Below are 19067 nucleotides of genomic sequence, written 5' to 3' on the forward strand. Positions count from 1 at the left end.
GTCCGCTGTCCGGACCTCCCCCTGTATCAATATAAGTGCACATACATCAGGTCGCTGATGATATGACAACCACCGCTCAATGAGAATTTACTCTCATATTGCAGTCTCAACAGAGCCGTGCCCTTTCTGTCTGAACACAGGGTTTCGTTACCCGTTGCCCGGGGACAAATGCTTCCGCACTTAGCCGTCCGCCGGGACAATTTTTTCTCAGGAATATCGTTCAGAACGAGCTTTGGTATGGATAATGTAAGTTTAACACCGCAAGCCGTACTTGACCGCCTGGCCTTGACATCTGCCCGCAGCGTTCTAAGGTAACAAGGGAGCTATATCTTAATCTCCCCCCCTATACCGCCAGTCAGAGAGTTTTTCAGAACTGGCCGCTCAGAGGAAACACCCATGCAATACAAGAAACTAGGCTCTACCGGGCTGGATATTTCTGCGTTATGCCTCGGTTGTATGACCTATGGCGAACCGGATGCCGGCGCACATAGCTGGACTCTGAATGAAGAAAAATCCCGCCCGATCATTGCTCATGCCATCGATAACGGCATTACTTTCTTCGATACAGCAAACAGTTACTCCGCCGGAACGTCCGAAGTGATTGTGGGAAAAATACTCAAAGAACTGACCCGCCGGGAAGAAATTGTCATTGCGACCAAGGTTTTCTTTCCACCGGGATCCAGTGACGGCGAAAAAAAACCGAACGGTCAGGGTCTGTCCCGTAAAGCGATCATGACCGAAATCGATAAAAGCCTTAAGCGACTACAAACCGACTATGTCGATCTGTATCAAATCCATCGCTGGGATTATTCCACACCGATTGAAGAGACGATGGAAGCATTACATGATGTAGTGAAAGCAGGTAAGGCCCGCTATATTGGTGCCTCCTCTATGTATGCCTGGCAGTTTGCCAAAGCGCAGGAAATTGCCCGCCGTGAAGGCTGGACACCTTTTGTATCGATGCAAAACTATGTCAACCTGCTCTACCGTGAAGAAGAGCGGGAAATGATTCCTTTATGTGCTGACCAGTCGGTGGGTTTAATGCCGTGGAGCCCAATGGCGCGCGGGCGACTGACCCGCCCTGTCGGGGTCACATCCGCCCGTTCAGAAAGCGATAAGGTGAGTAAAGCGTTGTACAGCCAGACGGAAGACGCGGATAACAAAGTGATTGCTGCGGTCGAAAAAATAGCGCAGGCGCGTGGTTTGCCTATGGCACAGATTGCGTTGGCCTGGGTGCTGGCGAAACCCGAAGTTTCAGCCCCGATTATCGGTGCCTCAAAAACTGAACAAATTGATGATGCCATTGCGGCGCTCAATGTGAAGCTGACCGATGAAGAAATTACGTTGCTTGAAAAGCACTATATTGCTCATCCGATCATGGGTTTCAGTTAACTCATCAACGTTGGTTAACCGGTCACAAGGCCGGTTAACCCGCAATACGGCCAGCCAGAGAGAAACGGGTTAAATCACCAGTCAGAATTTTTGCCTGCATGACAACCCCTTCACTGACCGGACCGGGCATACTTCCTGCTGTTACCCATAGCCTCATCCAGATGTGACCACACTTCCCCTATCCGGGAAGCATGAGTTCTTAGCATCAGGAATGAAAAAAGATGCCCGGGCGTCGATGGATCGGGGTATCCGGCAATGACAGACAATAACCATTTCCCCCCGGTAAACAATAGCCCGTATAATTGTCGCCAACGCCCTTGCGCACTATCTGCCCGCACATTCAGGAAAACGGTTATGAAGCAAATACACTTTAAATATTACGACATGGTGGAAGAGTATGCGGAGGAGTGCCAGAAGCCGGTTAAAGAATCTGAATCCGATGCCCTGGCTCACTATTTTCAGCTACTGCTGACTCGCTTGTCAGAAAACCCTGAAATCAGCGAACAAGACCAGCAGCAGATGGCGGCAGAAGCCGGCATCGAAACTCACCGAATTGATGATATTGCTGAATTTCTGAATCAATGGGGTAACGAATAATCCATGCTGACAGCCCGCGGGTCCGTCCGGAGCCGGACAGACAGGACCACGGACCACGACAGCGTTCTGCCAGGGAAATTCGTCATCAGCCTGTGGCCACCACAGGCTGATGTTATACCTGCCAGTATCAGCAGATTACAGATGTTTAATCATCCAGATTCCGCAGCTGTTATGCCCGGTATTACCCATCGGACTGTTCAGATGTGTAAAACCAAAGGCTTTGTATAACCCCACTGCATCTCTCAGCTCATCCAGGGTTTCAAGATAACACGCCTGATATTCCCGCTTTTTGGCCTCGGCAAGGACAAAAGCAATCATGCGTCGGCCCAGTCCCATCCCCTTCATTTCACGGCTAAAATAGAGTTTTTGTAGTTCACAGACCCCGGATGCACCCGGCAGAGGCGCCAGCCCGCCACCGCCGACAATTTTACCGTTGGCCTCCGCTACCCAGTAACCACTGTCGGGATGCTGATAAACCTCACTTAAACAGTCGAGTTCAGGATCATGCATGCTGACCCCTTCCAGATGGTCATTTTGTTGTCACGAAAACTATTGCGGATTAGTTCAGCCATCCTGGCATTATCCCGGGATTCTATTGGTCGGAAAACCACCCCGGCTTCCCTCTGTCGACGGGCATTGCGCAGACAACCTGAAAAACGGCTGATAGTGGCAAAAAAATCGTCTATTTCCTGAGCGGAGGAAGACGCCAGCGCCTCTTCAGTAAAACGATCGGCATTTGCTTCCAGCGTTAGCAAGCGTTCCCGCCCTGCCTCCGTCAGACTGAAAGTGGAAGCTCTGCCGTCGAGCTTGCTGGACTGTTTCAGCAAATATCCCGCCTCGCTCAACGTACGCAGCGTCCTGCTCATGCTAGCCTTATCAACACATAAGCGTGCAGCCAGCTCAGTCCCTCCGGCTGGCTGACGGTTAAGCTCAATCAGGATATGACTCTGCAGAGGGGATAATTCTGTTCCGCTGGCTTTACGGCTCAGCATACCTAATTCTCTGACCATGTCGCGCAATAATGCGCGGTACTGACGAACCTGTTGATTGTCCATAGAAAGGATCCGCGTGGAGTAATTGCCACGAAGCATACCTGATCTAGTTAACCATGTTAACTAACTTCAGGGGCTAACAGGTTACTCTTTGTCTGAGTTTGCTGGTGACTTCAAAACCTGGCGAGCCGTCTCAGGCAACAGATGTTGAGCCATATAGTCGATAAAAACCCGCAGTTTGGTCGCAGGATAACGGTGAGAAGGCCAGAGAATACGGAATACCCCCTGATGGCAGGTCGCCTCTGGCAAAACCGGTAGCAATTCTCCGTGCTGAATTGCCCGTTTCACCATAAAATCCGGCAGACAAGCAATTCCGAATCCTTCCCTCACCACATCCAGTAAGACCTCCGTGGTATTACAAATCATGGTGGCAGGAAGAGCTGGTAGTGGTTTACCTTCCGTCTGAAGCAGCGGCCATGGCTCAAATTTGCCGGTTTCCGGAAACTTATGCTGTAAACAGGCATGTGCTGTCAGCTGTTCAGGTCGTTCCGGTAATCCATGCTGTTCCGCATAACGCGGTGAAGCCACTAGTTGCAGGCTAAAATACCCGAGAGTACGTGATTTCAGTCGCGAATCGGCATTATCACCACTGCGGATCACTGCATCAAAACCTTCTTCAATTACATCCACCAGCCGGTCCGTGAAATCAAGATCCAGCTCAATCTTTGGATACTGGCGCATAAAGCCACTGATCACCGGCATCACCAGACGACTGACCAACGGTAAACTCACCCGAAGTTTGCCCTTCGCCTCGCTACGTGCCCCGGTTAGTTCTGACTCTGCCGCTTCCAGTTCACTTAAAATCCGCCGACAACGTTCAAGAAACAGGGCTCCTTCGTTTGTCAGGGTGATGCTACGGGTGCTGCGGTTGAATAAGCTGACCCCCAGCTTTTCCTCAAGCCTGGCAATACTTTTCCCTACCGCTGAAGCAGAAACACCCAATACCCGCCCCGCTTCAGAGAAACTGCGCCATTCAGCCGCCTGTACAAAAAAAGTGATGCCGGTAAAGGCTTCCATCACACTCACCTGTGAATTTTAGTCCGGTATGTCAGGAACAATAGACTATTTTTCTCCGTTCTGTCGCCTTGTATTGTGCGGTGGTTTGCCCGCCGGGCAGATTGTCAGCTTCCGGGACATTTGTAACTTTCAGTGAGAAATAAGCCATGACTACCCTGTCTGTAAATTCACCGGTCACTGCCAGGCAGTTGCTGCAACTGATTGCAGCCTGCCTGACAGGAATATTGATCCCCCTTTGTTTTACCGGCCCGGCTATGGTTTTACCCGCCATAAGCCATGAGTTAGGTGGCAGTACCCTGCTGCTTAACTGGGTCGTTAACGGCTATATTCTGACCTATGGCAGTAGCATGATGGCTGCCGGGAGTCTGGCGGATATTTATGGCCGCAAGAGGCTGTGGCTCAGCGGACTGATCCTGTTTACCTTGTTTACCAGCCTGATTGCGGCTGCACCCTCCGTTGGCTGGATAGATATTCTGCGGTTGTTGCAGGGCGCCGGAGGTGCTGCGGCGTTTGCCGGAGCCATGTCTTCACTGACACAAACCTTCAGTGGCTCACAGCGCACCCGGGGATTCAGTTTGCTCGGGACTACCTTCGGGATCGGACTGGCTTTCGGTCCGCTGGCTGCGGGCTGGCTGACCTCTCTCGCAGGCTGGCGCCCCGTATTTATTGCCACTGCATGTATTAGTCTGTTCGGGCTGCTATTGGTGATGTTGTTTGCCGAAGAATCACGGCAACCGGAAGCCCTGACACCGGACTGGCCCGGCGCTGCCAGTTTTACCGGAGCGCTGGCATTACTGACTATCGCTATTCTGCAGGCCCCGGTTTCCCCTCCAGACAGTCCGACGGTGCTGATGACTTCTGCCGCAGCTTTATTATTATTTATCCTGTTTGTAGTCAGAGAACGGCGAGCCCGTCATCCAATGCTTGATTTGTCGTTGTTTCGACAGGCACAGTTTTGTGGAGTCCAGTTACTGGCAGCGTCTCCGGCGTTTTTCTTTGTCACCCTGATTGTCCTGCTGCCCGGATACCTGATTGGCGTCATCCATCTGCCTGTGGATATCGCCGGACGCCAGATGATTGCACTGGCCGCACCGCTGCTGGTGGTCCCTTTTCTGGCGGGCTCACTGACCCGCTGGCTATCACCCGGAGTACTGTCTGCCGCAGGATTACTGTTAACTGCTGGCGGACTGAGTTATGCCGGTAGCGTCCTCGCTTCCGGTACTGACAGTGGTCTGACATTAGCCATGCTTACCGTCGGAGCAGGTATTGGCTTACCCTGGGGGCTGATGGATGCTTTGGCTGTCAGCGTGGTTTCCTCTGAGAGAGCGGGAATGGCCACCGGTATTTTTAACTGTGTCAGAGTCTCGGCAGATGGCATTGCGATTGCCATCGTCGGGGTACTTTTGGCCACACTACTCAACCATTCCCTGGCTACCGTTCTGCCAGCCGTTGAACCTCAATTCCTGCAGGCCGCAGCCAGCCACCTGGCCCTGGGGGAACTGGCATCAGCCACCGAACTGCTACCGGGTAACAGCAGCCTGCTGACGTCCCTGTATCTGATCCAACTCAGCACTGTGATGTACGTGTTATCTGCCGGGTCTGCTGTCACTGCAATTTTTATTTTCCTGCTGTTCAGCCAGCGCCGGAACCACCCCCCCTTAGTACGAGAGCATTAATCCGCGTACTCCCGGGAGTATTTATTAGTGGTACAGATCGTTCTGTGCCAAAGCATCATTCCGACACAGGAGCCAGTTCATGCAATCTTCATCTAAAATGACGGTCACCGGGGCTTCCTGGCTGATCACAGCGGTATTTATGCTCTCCAATTCACCCACTCCCTTATACAGTTTCTGGCAGCATCAGTTCGGATATTCGTCCGGCATGCTGACCGTGATTTTTGCACTGTATATCGCAGGTCTGCTGGGTACCTTGTTGTTCGCCGGGCAGTTATCCGATCGCTACGGGCGTAAACCTTTGCTATTGCCCGGTCTGGCCGCCGCAATGATTGCCAGCCTGCTGTTTGCTACTGCGGAATCTGTGGCAGCACTGGCTGTGGCAAGGTTACTGACAGGCATTGCTGTCGGGATTATGGTGTCCGCCGGGATGGCAGGTGTTGCCGACCTTTCCGGTCCGCTATTACGGAAGCAGGCGGCATTACTGGCTTCAGTGGCGATGGTGACCGGCGCAGGAACAGGTCCTTTAATCTCCGGTATGCTGATACAGACGCTGACACATCCGGTGATTCCATTATTTTTACTGTTGTTCTGCGCGCTGCTCGTCGCCATCATCATCGCTGTCCGCCTGCCCTTTGCACCACGCGGCGCCACCACATCGGGCAGTTTACGTCTGACATTGCCTTTCCTGCCGGCTAAAAATATCAGTGCGCTGCTTTGCGGTATAGGTGCCTTTGCGCCGGGGATTACCGCAACATCGTTTATACTGGCGCTCGGGCCGTCGCTGCTAACCTTACTCGCTCACAGCTACAATCCGTTACTGGCCGGAATAATGACCTGTGGCATGTTTATCTGCGCGACCTTGACTCAGGTACAGGCTCGCCGCTGGCCATTATCCCGTGTATTCTTCGGAAGTTCGCTGGCTACGGTGCTGTCGATGGTTCTTGTCGTGGTTGCCATCACCCTGCATGAATATCCGTGGCTGATTTTTGGGGTACTATTGGCCGGGGCGGGTCAGGGGTTAGGCCAGTTTGGCGGGCTGACACTGCTGGCTTTACAGGTGGAGGATCGACGTCGGGCGCAGGCCAATGCATTGCTGAATATTGGCGGTTATCTGCCCGCAGGAATTCTGCCCGTGGTGGCAGGTTACCTGACCGATAAACAGGGCTTATCTGTCAGTGCCATGCTGTTTGCCCTGCTGCTGACACTGTTTGCACTGACCGGTGGCATTTTTGCACAGCGTTTTCTCAGGTCAGCCCCGGAGAACGTCGCGGTGGTCTGAAGACAAATTTTGCGCTAACGGTCAGAAAATAAAGACAGATTTTCGTTTTGGCCTTGGGTTTTCTCTGCAACGGAGTAAACTTTGTTTACCCGTTCGGGCCAGCCATTCCGGCGAGTCCTGGTAACAGCCCATCCACAGGTGAAAATAATGCGTAAACTGACCGCTGCTTTAGTATGTGCCGCTGTGTTACTGCCAGTATCGCTGGCCAATGCACAGATTATTACCCGTGCTCAGCAACAGAAAATGGAAAAACAGGGTTTAGGGGGTGGTAAAGGCGCTGTCGGGGCTGCTTTTGCGTTTACCCGTGATAAAGCCAGCGCCGGCCAGGCGATTAAAGAGATTAGCTGGCTGACTCTGAAACCAGGATCTTCTGTCGGTTACCACAAACATATTGATAACGAAGATGCCTACATTATTGTCTCCGGCAGTGGATTGTTCAAAGATGCCGACGGTAAAGATTATCCGGTCAGTGCCGGAGATATCACCATTGTGCGTAAAGGAGAATCTCACGGACTGACCAATAACGGTAAACAACCGTTAGTGCTGGTGGATGTTATTGCCGCTCAACAATAGTCTCCTGAGCCATCTCCGACTGGCGGCGAATAAGATTTCGCTGCCTCGACCGTAGCAGTGTAGTCTGCTACGGTCGCCCTCTGTTTAATCCGATGAATAAAGGTAATCTTTAAATGCGTGCAGCACTGTTTTGTGGATCCGCCTGCGGAAATGACTCCATTTTTGTCAGTGAAACCCGACGTCTGATACAGCAACTGGCCAGTCAACAGTTCAGCCTGGTGTATGGCGGCGGAAAAGTCGGATTAATGGGCTGTGTGGCTGACACAGCGCTTGATTGCGGAATGGATATCCTTGGAGTCATGCCGGAAGCACTGGTGAGTCACGAACTGGCACATCCGGGTCTCAGTGAACTTAAGGTCGTTCGTGATATGCATGAGCGCAAATCTCAGATGGCTGCCAGTGCAGATTGTTTTATCGCGTTGCCTGGCGGGGCCGGTACCCTGGAAGAAATTATTGAGGCCTGGACCTGGGCTCAGTTGGGTCTGCACAATAAGCCCTGTGCATTTTTCAACGTCAATGGCTTTTATGACCCGCTACTGTCCTTTTTTGAACGGACGATTGCCGAAGGATTTATGAAACAGACCTATGCAGATATGCTGATTGTTTCTGATGATCCGGCGCTTCTGGTCGAAAAGATTGTCAGCTATACCCCACCACCTGCCAAATGGGCACGTTGACCAGGAAACATCTTTCGGCTAGCTGCAAGAGTCACAGCAAAATGCCTGTCTTGCTGCAAAGTAAGTGTACTTTGTGATTATCCGGACCGGAATTTGCCGCGTATTGCTGTCATCACGGATGGCTGAAACAGAACCCCGTAGATGTGGCAGCAGGAGCATCATAACCCCGTTCCGTTATTAATGAAGCTGAGGTAAGCATTCCGGGAGGCCAGCCTCAAAGGCAGACCTCCCGGACTCAGTGATCCTGACCGGCTATCAGAATTCGATGCTGGCACTTAGCACTGCATTACGGGTCTCACCTTCTTCTACCCGCAGGTTACCGCCACTCGACGTGTAATAATGCTTGTTAAACAGATTATTCAGGTTGAGTTGCAGATGCGTATTTTTGCCCAGCAGATGACTATCCCAGGCAATAAAACTGTCCGCCACTGTGTAGGAAGACAGTGTAAAACTATTATCGGGATCTCCGGCACGGGAGCCCACATAACGTACCCCACCCCCAACACGCACACTGCCCGGCAGGGCACGAATATCTAATGCATGGCTCAGATAAACCGCTCCTGAATTGCGTGGGGCGTTTTGCAGACGGTTGCCATTATTAGAGGAGTCGTTTTGATCATCGGTAATGATCGCCTGACCGTAGCTGTAGTTAGCACTGATCTGCCAGCCGCGATAAATTTCGCCATTCAGTTCAGCTTCAATGCCTCTGGATCGCGCTTTCGCGACTTCATAGGTATCACCATTAAGTGACAAAGCGATATTACGTTCTTCAATATTATACAGCGCCAGTGTGGCAAACAACGAAGGCGTAATTTGCCATTTACTCCCGGTCTCATAGGTGGTGCCGTGCTCCGGCAGCCCGACATGTCCATCATCATCCACAGTCGTTGACGGCGTAAATGATTTACTCAGAGTGGCATAGAGTGAGACCTCCGGAGTCAACTTGTAAATAAGCCCGGTCTGCGGCAGAAATTTATTGCCGACATCGCTGTAGGTCTCGGTCTGCGGGTTAAAACCTTTAGATTCCCGTTGTTCGTAATGCTGGTAGCGGGCACCTAATACAGCAATCCACTGATCAGTCAGGTCGATGCTGTCTTTCGCGTATACGGAACGACTGTGAATCCGGTTCAGTAAATTGGCGCTCGCAGTTTTTTCTGTGCTACTGTCTGTCACCGGCGTCATACCGTACACCGGATTACTCAGGTTATAGACAGTGTTCGTTTTACCGGTATAGGCATGCGCACGATAAGTCTGATCCATCTCGTAATCAGTCCCGACCACAATATTGTGCGTCATCCCGGCAATAAGCGGGGTTCCCATCACATCCCATGAGACGTACTTCGTTTTATGGTTATAACCCCGGTTAGCATCCGCACGACGGGTCACTGCGCCTGTACTGGTATTTACTGCCGTTACCCTGACCTCGTTGTTACTGTAGCGACGCTGGTTCATACCAAAAGTCACCCGGGTACTCCATATATCATTGAACTGGTAATCCCAGTGGCTACTAAACGTCTGGTTACGTCCCCATGCATGGTTGGTGTAATCATCCAGCCTTGTCTTATAACCCACCGAAACCGGTTTTCCGTTGATAAATGCAGTACCGCGATCGTAAGGGATATCATATTCAAAGCTTTCATAGCTGATGCCGAAACTGGCTTTATCCCCAATCCACTGCAATGACGGAGCAATCAGGTTATGTTTATCATTACCAAATCCGCGCCAGTAATTCTGGGCCTGTTTTTCAGCAATTAGCCGGAAAGCAAAGCCATCTCCCAGTGGCCCAGTAACATCGACGCCGCCCGCCCCGCCACCGGTGCTGTTGTAATGGCCAAAAACTTTGGTATTCCACTGATATTGTGGCTTTTTACTGACGATATTAATCACCCCGCCCGGGTTCTGAATACCATACAGTAAAGAGGCAGAGCCCTTCAGTACTTCGACTTTGTCAGTGGTCGCATCAACATTCAGCCCCTGACTACTGCGAATACCATCCCTGTAAATGGAGCCATCGGAGTTGCTGCCAAAACCACGTCGTAAAATACCGTCTTCGGTCCCCGCCAGAGTGTTAGACTGAGAAATTCCACTGACAAATCGCAGCGCATCGGACAGATTGGTGGTCTGATAATCTTTCATCTGTTGCTGAGTCACCACACTGACTGACTGAGCATCATCTAATCTGGCAACCGGCATTTTACTGCCGACAGAAGTCGTTGGTGTGGTATAGCTACTTTCAGCATTAGCCGCCTGACGGCTACCGGTCACGGTCAGTGTATTGTTATCTGGTGTTGTCGCCGCGACTACAGAAGCCGGTAAGGCCAGGGTACTGCCACAAACCGCCATAATTAATTGCCGGGATCTCTTTTTCCGGGGCAATAGCTGCGAATCTGTTTTCATTTCTAATTTCTGTTCCTTGCCGAATAATTGAAAATAAACGGGTACCTGTGTCAGATTTCCCTGCGTATTGTGCTATTTCGGGACTGAGTCTGTTCTGTTGTGGCAGGCAACCGCGACCACACTGATTGATGTGCCCTTTTCTATCGCGACACATGAGAACAGAAATCTAATTGATAATCATTCAAACATAGAGGAGTGTAGTAGTAAATTTAAATTAAAAATAATTCACTACATTAATGAAATGCTAGTTGCCTGTTGATTTAACAGATTAAATTGATGTAAATCCTGATAATAATTGCGATCCACGGCTAACAGAAATTATTACACAGCGGTTCTTTGTGAATAAAACCCTCAATTATCAGCTGATCTTTTTGCTTGACTACTACATACCTCCCCCGCAAAATCACGGCAGAGAATGATACTTATTATTGTTTAGGCTCACTTCTGATGCACTAAACAGTACTGTATACCGCGGGAAACCCAATGTCGCAACAGACTGATACTGAAGACAATCACCGGGGGTTAACCCTCAGGAACGTGCGTGCCGGTTATCAAAAAAATATCATTATTGACGATATCAACTTGCAACTCCCCGCCGGTAAAATGACTATTCTGGCAGGTCCAAACGGTTCAGGAAAATCCACGCTACTAAACACCATTGCCCGCATGATAAACCCTGTGGACGGGCAGATTATTATTGATGGTAAAGATATTCACCGGCAACCGACCCGGCAACTTGCCCGCCAGCTCGGCATCCTGCCACAAACCCCGTTGCTTCCCGAAGGTCTGACCGTGGCTGAACTGGTGTCACGCGGGCGTTTTCCCTGGCAGGGTTTTTTACGACAATGGTCTGAGTCCGATGAACTGGCGGTTCAGGAAGCATTACGGCTGACCGGTACTGAAGCCCTGGCCGGTCTGCCGGTAGACAGCCTTTCCGGCGGTCAACGTCAACGCTGCTGGATTGCAATGACGCTGGCACAACAGACACCGGTGATTTTGCTCGACGAACCGACAACCTTTCTCGATCTGCGCTACCAGATTGATATCCTGGAATTGCTGCGGGACCTGACACTGCATCACCAGCGCACCGTGATTATGGTGTTACACGATCTAAACTTTGCGGTGAATTATGCTGATTACCTGGTGTTTCTGAAGCAGGGCCGGCTGTGTTCTGTCACCGACGATCCACAGCAATGTACCCCGGAACTCATCCGTTCGGTGTTCGATCTGGAGGTACATATGTCGGTAAACCCGCTGACCGGGAAACCTTTTTTTATGCCCTTTCCTGCGAATGCGGGTGCAACTCTGTGACAGCATTACTCACCCACACTGCCCAGCGCCGCTCACGTTATCTGTTTTCGCTGCTGCTGTTGCTGCTGGCAGTACTGACCGGATCGGTCTTTGAACTGGCCATTGGCCCCCGCTTTATTCCTCCTTCGACGGTGCTACAGGCACTGCTGCATTATGACCCGATGAATTTCAGTCATCATGTGGTGATCGAATTACGGTTACTGAGGCTGGTCGCGGCGCTGATGGTGGGTGCGGCACTGGGGGTTGCCGGTCTGCTTCTGCAATCGGTGATCCGTAATCCACTCGGAGAACCGCATATTCTGGGCCTCAATGCCGGAGCATCCTTAGCCGTGGTCGCCTGTACGGCTTTTGGCGTCAACTGGGTGACTACGCCGCTGTTACGTCCGCTGGCCGCCGCCGGCGGAGCCGCGCTGGTATTTAGCCTGGTGATGGCCTTTTCCTCTGCCGGTCGCAGCGGAATGACGGTGATTAAAGTCACCTTGTGTGGAGTCGCGCTCTCGGCATTTACCGCGTCGCTGACTGCCACGATACTGATTCTAGATGAGCAGACACTGCTGGACATGCGCACCTGGCTGGCCGGGGACCTGTCAGGACTTCGCTGGCCGGTGGTCAGTGCCGCGGCACTTCCGCTACTGCTGGCCGGAATACTGGCTCTCTGGCTGGCACCGGCACTCAATGCTATGGCCTTAGGAGACCCTCAGGCCCGGGGGCTGGGAGTCAATATTACCCGTACCCGGGCACTGGCCGTACTGACGATTGCCCTGCTGAGCGGGGTGGCGGTATCACTGGCGGGTCCGATTGGTTTTGTCGGTCTGATTGTGCCAAATTGCATCCGCCGGCTGGTGACACGTGATTTACAGAAATCGATCCCTTGCTGTGCGCTTGCCGGGGCGCTGATTCTGCTGGTCGCCGATATTGCTGCCCGTACCCTGATCGCCCCGCAGGAACTGGCAACCGGCGTGATGACTGCGCTGGCGGGTGCACCGGTATTTATCTTTATAGCATCGAGGCTGATTAAATGAGTCGACAGTTACCGCACAGCCGGGCCGTTGTCTGGCGTGCCGGTCGTTTTTCGTTGCTGTTACGCCCGGAAATTCTGTGCCGGCTGGGGTTGTTTATGTTACTGCTGCTGATTTTGCTCGTCTTTGGCATCAGCCATGGCAGTCTGCCGATTCCTGTCTCTTCGGTGGGAAAGGCACTGTTTTATCCGGATAACTCAGCCGGCAACAGCCTTTATATTATCCGTGATGTTCGCTTGCCCAGGCTACTCATGGCGGCAGCCGTCGGCGGTATGCTGGGAATGGCCGGTGCTGCCATGCAGTCGGTGACCCGCAACGGCCTGGCGGACCCCGGACTACTGGGGGTAAAAGAAGGGGCCAGTATTTTAGTGCTGGCGCAGATTCTGTTTTTCCCGACCGTCAGTATTCTCTGGCAACCGGTCACCGGCATGGCGGGTGGATTACTGGTGGCTGCGCTGGTGGTACTGTTGGCGCGCGATTTTTCACGGCCCGGTTTTATTCTGGCCGGTATTGGTGTTTCCTGGATTTTCGCCGCGGCTATCGGTTTCTTTATGACTACGGCGGATGTCCGCCAGGTCCAGACAGTGATGCTGTGGATGGCGGGTAGCCTGAATACTGTCAGTTGGCCATTAATGCTACTGGCGGTCTGCTGGGCAATTCCGGCGGTGGTATTGCTGTATATCACCGCCAGGGCTGCGGATGTTGCCATGCTGGGTAATACCTGCGCGACCGGCCTGGGAGTGCGGTTATCACAACTGACCTTACTGCGGTTTATTGCCCCGGTCGTTCTGACCGCAACCAGTATTTCCTGTGTCGGGAGTATCGGTTTTGTCGGCCTGATGGCCCCTCATCTGTCACGGATGCTGTTTCGTGGCGGACAATCCACATTACTGAGCGGCAGTGCGGTCTGCGGGGCTGTGCTGGTATTGCTGGCAGATAATATCGGCCGTCTGGCTTTTGCGCCGTTACAGTTACCCGCCGGGATCATTATTTCGTTGTTGGGTGGTCCGTTTTTCCTGCTGTTGCTCTGGCAACGCCGTGACAGGTTCTGAGTGTTAAGGAGTGTTATGCGTATTTTCTCACTACTACTGTTACTGTTCAGTTTCTGTAGCCAGGCGGCCCCCGAAACTCAGCAATTTACCGATGACCTGGGCCGGACCGTGACGGTTCCCTTGCATCCAAAACGCATTGTTTCACTGCATGACCTGGATATCACCATCCCGCTGATTGAACTGGGCGTTTTCCCGGTCGGTAGCCATGGCCGGACAAACCCTGATGGCAGCCATACTCTGCGTTCGGCAAAGCTGCTCACCGGGATTGATTTCGATAATTCAGACATCAGATTTATCGGCAGTGCAGATATTGATATCGAAGCCGTTGCCGCACTGAAACCCGATCTCATCATCACCGAGCCTAATCGTAGTGCTTCGGTGGAACAGTTGCAGAAAATTGCCCCGACCGTCAGTATCGATCATCTGAAAGGAGGAGCGCCGCGGATTTACAGCAAACTGGCTCAACTGACAGGGACTCAGGATCAACTGTCACGACTGGAAGCCCGCTATCAGGAGCAAATAAGACAACTTAAACAAACGATCGGTCAGCGTAAAATCACCGTATCAGTGATTCAGGCGAATAACGGAAAACTTACCGTGATGCACAGTTATCACTCACTGGGCAAAGTACTGCACGATGCGGGGCTGACTTTCCCTCCGCTGATTAACAATATCCCGGAGGACGGGAGGATCAACGTCAGCGCGGAACAGCTTCCGGAGCTGGATGCTGATCTGGTGTTTGATACCTGGCGTGGTGATAATAGTGGCACACCGCAGGATGAGATTACGGCGATGAATGGCGTGATGCCAGGCTGGTGTCATTTCCTTTCTGCCTGCCGGAACGGACATTATGTGATGGTCTCCCGCGAAGAGGCTATCTCTAATTCGTTTGCGGCAATGGGTCTGATGACAGCGATGGTACAATCGCAGGTCGCCGGACTAAGGGTGCCGACAGCCAGATGAGCGGAAAGAAAAATGACTGAGACAAAAAAAAATAAAACCCGGGTCGATGTGTTTGGCGAACGCCTGCGTCACCGGGCTCCACAGCTTTCCGCAGGGTTACAGTCGGTGTTGTATTACATCAATGAAAACCGGGCAACGGTGCTGGAGTCCACCGCTCTGGAGATTGCTGCCGCTAATGATACCTCAGATGCCACGGTCGTCCGCGCCGTACAGGCACTGGGATTTGCCGGACTTCGTGACCTGAAAAAGACCCTGCAACTTTGGTTTGAACCGGTCCTCAACTCGTCCGATAAAATGAGCAGCACGGTGAATGAATTCACCAGCGATATTAATTCGAGTATCGATTTTGTGCTGGAGGGTCACCGCCGTACCTGCGATGTATTGTCAGGCCAGGAAAACCGCACTGCATTGTCACAGGCAGTCACTTTACTACTTAATGCCCGACAGCTGGCTATTTTCGGTATCAACGCTTCCGGAATTCTGGCTGAATACGCAGCGCGACTGTTTAACCGGATTGGCCTGCCCTGCACTCCCCTCAACCGGGCCGGCATTGGGCTGGCAGAACAACTGCTCGCCCTGCAGCGTGGTGACGTGTTGTTGATGATGGCCCAGAAGTCAGCTCACCGCGAAGGGATGACGACTCTCAGGGAGGCCCGCCGGTTGGGCATTCCGGTGATCCTGCTGACCAATGCGATGGATTCACGGTTTGCCGAACAAGCGGACGTTGTCATTCAGGTACCGCGTGGCGGAGAAAACGGCAAAGTTCCCCTGCACGGAACAGTACTGGTCTGCCTGGAAATGCTGGTGCTGGCGGTCGCGTCCTCGGCTTCCCAACGGACCATCAGGTCGATGAGACGAATGCATGAATTGCACCGGGGATTAAAACCCGGCAGCCACAAACGCTGAGCAACAGGGTTACGCCAACGTTTTTTTGATTAACACCAGAAATACCGCTACCACAATACTGAAAACACTGGTCACCGCGTAGATTAAGCTGCTGTTACCCGGCAGCATGGCCATAAACGACGCGAGGAACTGACCACTGAACAAGGCCATCGACAGTCTGGCCAGCCGCCGGCCTCGATTGCCCTGCTCGCTGCGACTAACCGTCATATGGTTCACCAAGGGCACAGAGAATCCAAATCCGCTTCCCAGCAGCACCCCGGCCAGGATAAGTTCGCTCAGGCTAGCCGCCAGCGCAAACAGTGCAAAGGCTGCGGCATAACAGAGAAATGCCAGCCAGAGTGTCGCCGGTTCGGATATTTTTTTAACCACCACTGGCATCATGGCCGCAGCGGCAACCGCCACCAGTGACACCATCGACAAAAAGTATCCGGTATCACTGGCGCCAAAGCCTGCCTGAGAAAACTGTTTGGGAATCACAATCACTGCAGTAAAAAAGCAAATCATCGACATTAACGCCGCAAATAATACGCCTTTAAGTGAAGGTGCTCTGCGTCCGGCGATACTACTCTCCGACAACTCATCTGAAACCTGTTCCGCAGGAACCGGAACCCAACCTCTGACCATCACCAGCATGCTCCAACTCAGCAGATAGAGAACAAACGGCCATCGCCAGTCCTGAACCGCCATTAATCCGCTGATAAACAGGAAAATCACCCCGCCAAACTCGATGGCCATACCCTGACGGGCAATCATCGTCAGCCTGGCCTGCCCGTGGAAGAAGGCCGTCAGCAATGCGGTACCGGATGACATCACAACCGCGGTTGCTCCGCCGAGGATCAGCCTGTCGATAATCACTGCCGGCAAACCATGACATAACATTCCGGCGATTCCTGACAAGCCGTAAATAAACAACCCATACTGCAGAGCGGTATGCGCGCCCCATCGGTCGATAACTTTTCCTGCCAGGGGGCCGCCAAGCACCACCCCCAGTGAAGGCAGTGTGATCAGCCAGCCGGCCGCAGAGGAAATTCCCAGGGCTGCTGCGATTCAGGCAAACCCGGCACCAGTATACAGCCGACCATGATGGTCAGCCCGGCAACGGCCAACAGAGTAAAACTGCCAACTGCGGAGAGTGTTGATGCTTGCATAATTGTCCACATAGTGAGATTTAATGACCGATATACGGTCATGCTCGGGATCTGTTGGCCGGATGTCAAGCCAAACCTCCCGGGCGGTCACCGGACAAATTATGCTATAGTCGGCACTATTTACGTGTTACGTGAGGAATCCCCGGCTATGCCCGATATCCCTGAAAATAACGGTTCGCAGGTCATCGCCCGGGCGGCCATGATTTTCAATGTGCTCGAGACTGAGCCAGGCAGCATGACGATTGCACTGCTGGCAAAGAAAACCGGACTTCCGCGAACCACCGTGCACCGGCTGGTTAGTTCTCTGGAGTCACAGCAGTTGTTGAGCTTTCGCCAGGGAGAGGTTCGGCTGGGGCCGGCACTGGCCAGGCTGGCTGCGGCAGCCCATACCGATATTGTTCCACTGGCCCTGCCTGCAATGGAAACACTTAACCGCCGTACCCGGGAAACCGTCGATCTGAGCATTTTTCGTGGAACCCATGCAATCTCCGTCAGTCAGATAACCTCAGACCGTGAGTTGCGGGTGGTTTCCCCGGTAGGCACTGCATTTCCGGGCCACTGCACCGCTCATGGTAAAGCGCTGTTATCTTTGCTGCCTGATGAACAGATCCTCTCGCTGACCGGTAATCCACCGGAACAGAGAACCAGGCAAACGCTGAAAACGCCCGAAGCAGTGTTGCAGGACATCCGGCTATGCCGTGACAGGCAATATGCACTGGATAACGAAGAACATGCAAAAGGGGTTTGTGGGCTTGGCATGGTACTGAACACCGGGCTGAAAGAACAATATGCGCTTTCACTGGCGGTTCCGACCGGCAGGTTTATGCCAAACCTGCCTGAGCTGCTCTCTGCCATAAAACAGTGTAAAGCAGAAATCGAGTCGGTACTGGCTCCCTGACTCAGGGGGCTGAATACCCCGCCTGTTCGGCTTCTCTGATGAGCGTTGCCACCAGGGCTGCGGCAGGCATCTCTCTGGCCTGCCACGCCCCTTCCCCCGCCCACTGCGCTCCAAAACCGACTTTCCCCTGACTGGCGGCTGCCGCAGCCAGCGCTTTATTCAGTGAATAGGTCAGCGGATAGTCAGGGATTTGGTGCGGTTGAATATCCGCCGTTAATCGGCAAAACTGTGTATTCACTGAACGGGCCGGTCGTCCGGACACCGCGCGGGTCAGCACGGTATTGCCCGCCGTCTCCTGCTTTAACGCCTGGCGATAGGCGGCGTCTGCCGAGGATTCCGGACAGAGTACGAAGGCTGTTCCCATCTGTACCGCATCTGCTCCGACATTTAACATTTCCTGAATATCAGCACCGTGCATAATGCCTCCGGCAGCAATCAGCGGTAAGCGGACCGACTTTTTCAGCTGCAGTATCAGCTGACGGGTGGTCAGCATCTGATCGTGGGCATTCATATCAAATATTCCCCGGTGACCGCCTGCTTCAATCCCCTGAGCAACCAGGAATTCAACCCCTGCTGCCTGCGCTCTCAGGGCTTCCTCCACACAGGTCACCGTAGCCAACGTCACAATCCCTTGCTGCCGAAACTTTTCAATCACGCTGGTTTCCGGTAGCCCGAAATGGAAACTGACCGCCGCCGGGGCCTGCGCGAGCAAAATATCCACCATCTTTTCCTGTTGCAGAAAACTGGTATAAATTTCAGTGAGCTCAGCAGGCAGTGGCACGCCAAACTGGCTGAATAACGGCTGGAACCGCTGCAACCATTCGGTTTCAAGTGCCAGATTGCGTACCGCCACCGCATGACAAAACAGATTAACGTTGACGGCATGGCGGGTCTGCGCCAGGGTAGTGCTGATCATTTTCTGCGCCTGTTCAGGGCCGACTGCCCCGATACTGACTGAACCCAGGGCGCCGGCATTACTCACCGCCGCTGCCAGTGCTGGTGTGGAAACGCCGGCCATCGGCGCCTGAAGCAAAGGGAAACTGAGTCCCAGTCTGTCAGCTAATAAACTTTTCATCATCACCTGCTTGTCATCACATCACACTACACCAT

General features: G+C 52.8%; 19 protein-coding genes. 12 read left to right on the plus strand and 7 right to left on the minus strand.

Going from position 1 to position 19067, the window contains the following annotated elements:
* Positions 1-396 precede the first annotated feature (396 nt).
* Both B3Z23_RS05185 and B3Z23_RS05190 read left to right on the plus strand, forming a co-directional pair.
* Positions 397-1392 (plus strand): aldo/keto reductase, encoded by a 996-nt coding sequence (locus tag B3Z23_RS05185; protein WP_294902638.1) that lies wholly within the window; start codon positions 397-399, stop codon positions 1390-1392.
* A 354-nt stretch (positions 1393-1746) separates the two neighbouring features.
* Positions 1747-1989: a DUF2543 family protein gene (locus B3Z23_RS05190; protein WP_294902640.1), complete on the plus strand. Its 243-nt coding sequence runs from the start codon at positions 1747-1749 to the stop codon at positions 1987-1989.
* A 135-nt stretch (positions 1990-2124) separates the two neighbouring features.
* On the opposite strand, the gene B3Z23_RS05195 is transcribed toward B3Z23_RS05190, so the two are convergent.
* From B3Z23_RS05195 to B3Z23_RS05205, 3 genes are all read right to left on the minus strand, one after another.
* Positions 2125-2499 (minus strand): GNAT family N-acetyltransferase, encoded by a 375-nt coding sequence (locus B3Z23_RS05195; protein WP_294902643.1) that lies wholly within the window; start codon positions 2497-2499, stop codon positions 2125-2127.
* Positions 2472-3044 carry a MarR family winged helix-turn-helix transcriptional regulator gene (locus B3Z23_RS05200; RefSeq protein WP_294902646.1) on the minus strand — a complete coding sequence of 191 codons (573 nt, stop codon included), beginning with the start codon at positions 3042-3044 and terminating at the stop codon, positions 2472-2474. The genes B3Z23_RS05195 and B3Z23_RS05200 overlap by 28 nt, the downstream gene beginning before the upstream one ends.
* Before the next feature lie 81 nt (positions 3045-3125).
* Positions 3126-4058 carry a LysR family transcriptional regulator gene (locus tag B3Z23_RS05205; RefSeq protein ID WP_294902649.1) on the minus strand — a complete coding sequence of 311 codons (933 nt, stop codon included), beginning with the start codon at positions 4056-4058 and terminating at the stop codon, positions 3126-3128.
* A 146-nt stretch (positions 4059-4204) separates the two neighbouring features.
* Here B3Z23_RS05205 and B3Z23_RS05210 point away from each other — a divergent pair, with 146 nt between their 5' ends.
* From B3Z23_RS05210 to B3Z23_RS05225, 4 genes are all read left to right on the plus strand, one after another.
* Positions 4205-5734, plus strand: coding sequence for an MFS transporter (locus B3Z23_RS05210; protein ID WP_294902652.1), 1530 nt, complete (start codon positions 4205-4207; stop codon positions 5732-5734).
* A 79-nt stretch (positions 5735-5813) separates the two neighbouring features.
* Positions 5814-7013 carry an MFS transporter gene (locus B3Z23_RS05215; protein ID WP_294902655.1) on the plus strand — a complete coding sequence of 400 codons (1200 nt, stop codon included), beginning with the start codon at positions 5814-5816 and terminating at the stop codon, positions 7011-7013.
* 147 nt (positions 7014-7160) lie between these two features.
* Entirely contained in the window at positions 7161-7586 is a 426-nt protein-coding gene (locus B3Z23_RS05220; protein WP_294902658.1) for a cupin domain-containing protein, read from the plus strand.
* Between the two features lie 113 nt (positions 7587-7699).
* The gene (locus B3Z23_RS05225; RefSeq protein WP_294902661.1) at positions 7700-8263 is read left to right on the plus strand and encodes a TIGR00730 family Rossman fold protein; all 564 of its coding nucleotides are present in this window, start codon (positions 7700-7702) and stop codon (positions 8261-8263) included.
* A 255-nt stretch (positions 8264-8518) separates the two neighbouring features.
* Here B3Z23_RS05225 and B3Z23_RS05230 read toward each other — a convergent pair whose 3' ends face one another.
* Positions 8519-10660: a TonB-dependent siderophore receptor gene (locus B3Z23_RS05230; RefSeq protein WP_414716461.1), complete on the minus strand. Its 2142-nt coding sequence runs from the start codon at positions 10658-10660 to the stop codon at positions 8519-8521.
* A gap of 483 nt (positions 10661-11143) precedes the next feature.
* Here B3Z23_RS05230 and B3Z23_RS05235 point away from each other — a divergent pair, with 483 nt between their 5' ends.
* From B3Z23_RS05235 to B3Z23_RS05255, 5 genes are read left to right on the plus strand one after another with little or no spacing between them, the layout of a single operon-like run.
* Entirely contained in the window at positions 11144-11971 is an 828-nt protein-coding gene (locus tag B3Z23_RS05235; protein WP_294902664.1) for an ABC transporter ATP-binding protein, read from the plus strand.
* Positions 11968-12993 carry a FecCD family ABC transporter permease gene (locus B3Z23_RS05240; protein WP_294902667.1) on the plus strand — a complete coding sequence of 342 codons (1026 nt, stop codon included), beginning with the start codon at positions 11968-11970 and terminating at the stop codon, positions 12991-12993. The genes B3Z23_RS05235 and B3Z23_RS05240 overlap by 4 nt, the downstream gene beginning before the upstream one ends.
* Entirely contained in the window at positions 12990-14042 is a 1053-nt protein-coding gene (locus B3Z23_RS05245; RefSeq protein WP_294902670.1) for a FecCD family ABC transporter permease, read from the plus strand. Before B3Z23_RS05240 ends, B3Z23_RS05245 begins: the two co-directional genes overlap by 4 nt.
* Before the next feature lie 15 nt (positions 14043-14057).
* Positions 14058-15005 (plus strand): ABC transporter substrate-binding protein, encoded by a 948-nt coding sequence (locus B3Z23_RS05250; RefSeq protein ID WP_294902673.1) that lies wholly within the window; start codon positions 14058-14060, stop codon positions 15003-15005.
* 12 nt (positions 15006-15017) lie between these two features.
* On the plus strand, positions 15018-15911 hold the full coding sequence (locus B3Z23_RS05255; RefSeq protein ID WP_294902676.1) for a MurR/RpiR family transcriptional regulator: 894 nt from the start codon (positions 15018-15020) through the stop codon (positions 15909-15911).
* Positions 15912-15920: 9 nt separating this feature from the next.
* Here the strand turns inward: B3Z23_RS05255 and B3Z23_RS05260 are convergent, their stop codons facing one another.
* Together B3Z23_RS05260 and B3Z23_RS05265 are read right to left on the minus strand one after the other, a co-directional pair.
* Complete coding sequence (locus B3Z23_RS05260) at positions 15921-16895, minus strand: MFS transporter (RefSeq protein WP_349677210.1); 975 nt, start codon at positions 16893-16895, stop codon at positions 15921-15923.
* A 20-nt stretch (positions 16896-16915) separates the two neighbouring features.
* Positions 16916-17059 carry a hypothetical protein gene (locus B3Z23_RS05265; RefSeq protein ID WP_294902683.1) on the minus strand — a complete coding sequence of 48 codons (144 nt, stop codon included), beginning with the start codon at positions 17057-17059 and terminating at the stop codon, positions 16916-16918.
* Between the two features lie 148 nt (positions 17060-17207).
* Between B3Z23_RS05265 and B3Z23_RS05270 the strand changes: the two genes are divergently transcribed.
* Positions 17208-17957, plus strand: a complete 750-nt coding sequence (locus B3Z23_RS05270) for an IclR family transcriptional regulator (RefSeq protein ID WP_294902685.1) — start codon at positions 17208-17210, stop codon at positions 17955-17957.
* A 1-nt stretch (position 17958) separates the two neighbouring features.
* On the opposite strand, the gene B3Z23_RS05275 is transcribed toward B3Z23_RS05270, so the two are convergent.
* Positions 17959-19032 (minus strand): NAD(P)H-dependent flavin oxidoreductase, encoded by a 1074-nt coding sequence (locus tag B3Z23_RS05275; RefSeq protein ID WP_294902688.1) that lies wholly within the window; start codon positions 19030-19032, stop codon positions 17959-17961.
* Positions 19033-19067: the final 35 nt, after the last annotated feature.

This window comes from Tatumella sp. UBA2305, assembly GCF_002345795.1.
In the GTDB taxonomy this organism is placed as follows: Bacteria; Pseudomonadota; Gammaproteobacteria; order Enterobacterales; family Enterobacteriaceae; genus Tatumella; species Tatumella morbirosei.

Coding starts and splice junctions, on each gene's coding strand:
- B3Z23_RS05245 (WP_294902670.1), top strand. CDS start 12,990: ATGAGTCGACAGTTACCGCACAGCCGGGCCGTTGTCTGGCGTGCCGGT.
- B3Z23_RS05205 (WP_294902649.1), bottom strand. CDS start 4,058: ATGGAAGCCTTTACCGGCATCACTTTTTTTGTACAGGCGGCTGAATGG.
- B3Z23_RS05195 (WP_294902643.1), bottom strand. CDS start 2,499: ATGCATGATCCTGAACTCGACTGTTTAAGTGAGGTTTATCAGCATCCC.
- B3Z23_RS05235 (WP_294902664.1), top strand. CDS start 11,144: ATGTCGCAACAGACTGATACTGAAGACAATCACCGGGGGTTAACCCTC.
- B3Z23_RS05270 (WP_294902685.1), top strand. CDS start 17,208: ATGCCCGATATCCCTGAAAATAACGGTTCGCAGGTCATCGCCCGGGCG.
- B3Z23_RS05190 (WP_294902640.1), top strand. CDS start 1,747: ATGAAGCAAATACACTTTAAATATTACGACATGGTGGAAGAGTATGCG.
- B3Z23_RS05230 (WP_414716461.1), bottom strand. CDS start 10,660: ATGAAAACAGATTCGCAGCTATTGCCCCGGAAAAAGAGATCCCGGCAA.
- B3Z23_RS05225 (WP_294902661.1), top strand. CDS start 7,700: ATGCGTGCAGCACTGTTTTGTGGATCCGCCTGCGGAAATGACTCCATT.
- B3Z23_RS05185 (WP_294902638.1), top strand. CDS start 397: ATGCAATACAAGAAACTAGGCTCTACCGGGCTGGATATTTCTGCGTTA.
- B3Z23_RS05255 (WP_294902676.1), top strand. CDS start 15,018: ATGACTGAGACAAAAAAAAATAAAACCCGGGTCGATGTGTTTGGCGAA.
- B3Z23_RS05265 (WP_294902683.1), bottom strand. CDS start 17,059: ATGCAAGCATCAACACTCTCCGCAGTTGGCAGTTTTACTCTGTTGGCC.
- B3Z23_RS05275 (WP_294902688.1), bottom strand. CDS start 19,032: ATGAAAAGTTTATTAGCTGACAGACTGGGACTCAGTTTCCCTTTGCTT.
- B3Z23_RS05220 (WP_294902658.1), top strand. CDS start 7,161: ATGCGTAAACTGACCGCTGCTTTAGTATGTGCCGCTGTGTTACTGCCA.
- B3Z23_RS05210 (WP_294902652.1), top strand. CDS start 4,205: ATGACTACCCTGTCTGTAAATTCACCGGTCACTGCCAGGCAGTTGCTG.
- B3Z23_RS05215 (WP_294902655.1), top strand. CDS start 5,814: ATGCAATCTTCATCTAAAATGACGGTCACCGGGGCTTCCTGGCTGATC.
- B3Z23_RS05200 (WP_294902646.1), bottom strand. CDS start 3,044: ATGGACAATCAACAGGTTCGTCAGTACCGCGCATTATTGCGCGACATG.
- B3Z23_RS05250 (WP_294902673.1), top strand. CDS start 14,058: ATGCGTATTTTCTCACTACTACTGTTACTGTTCAGTTTCTGTAGCCAG.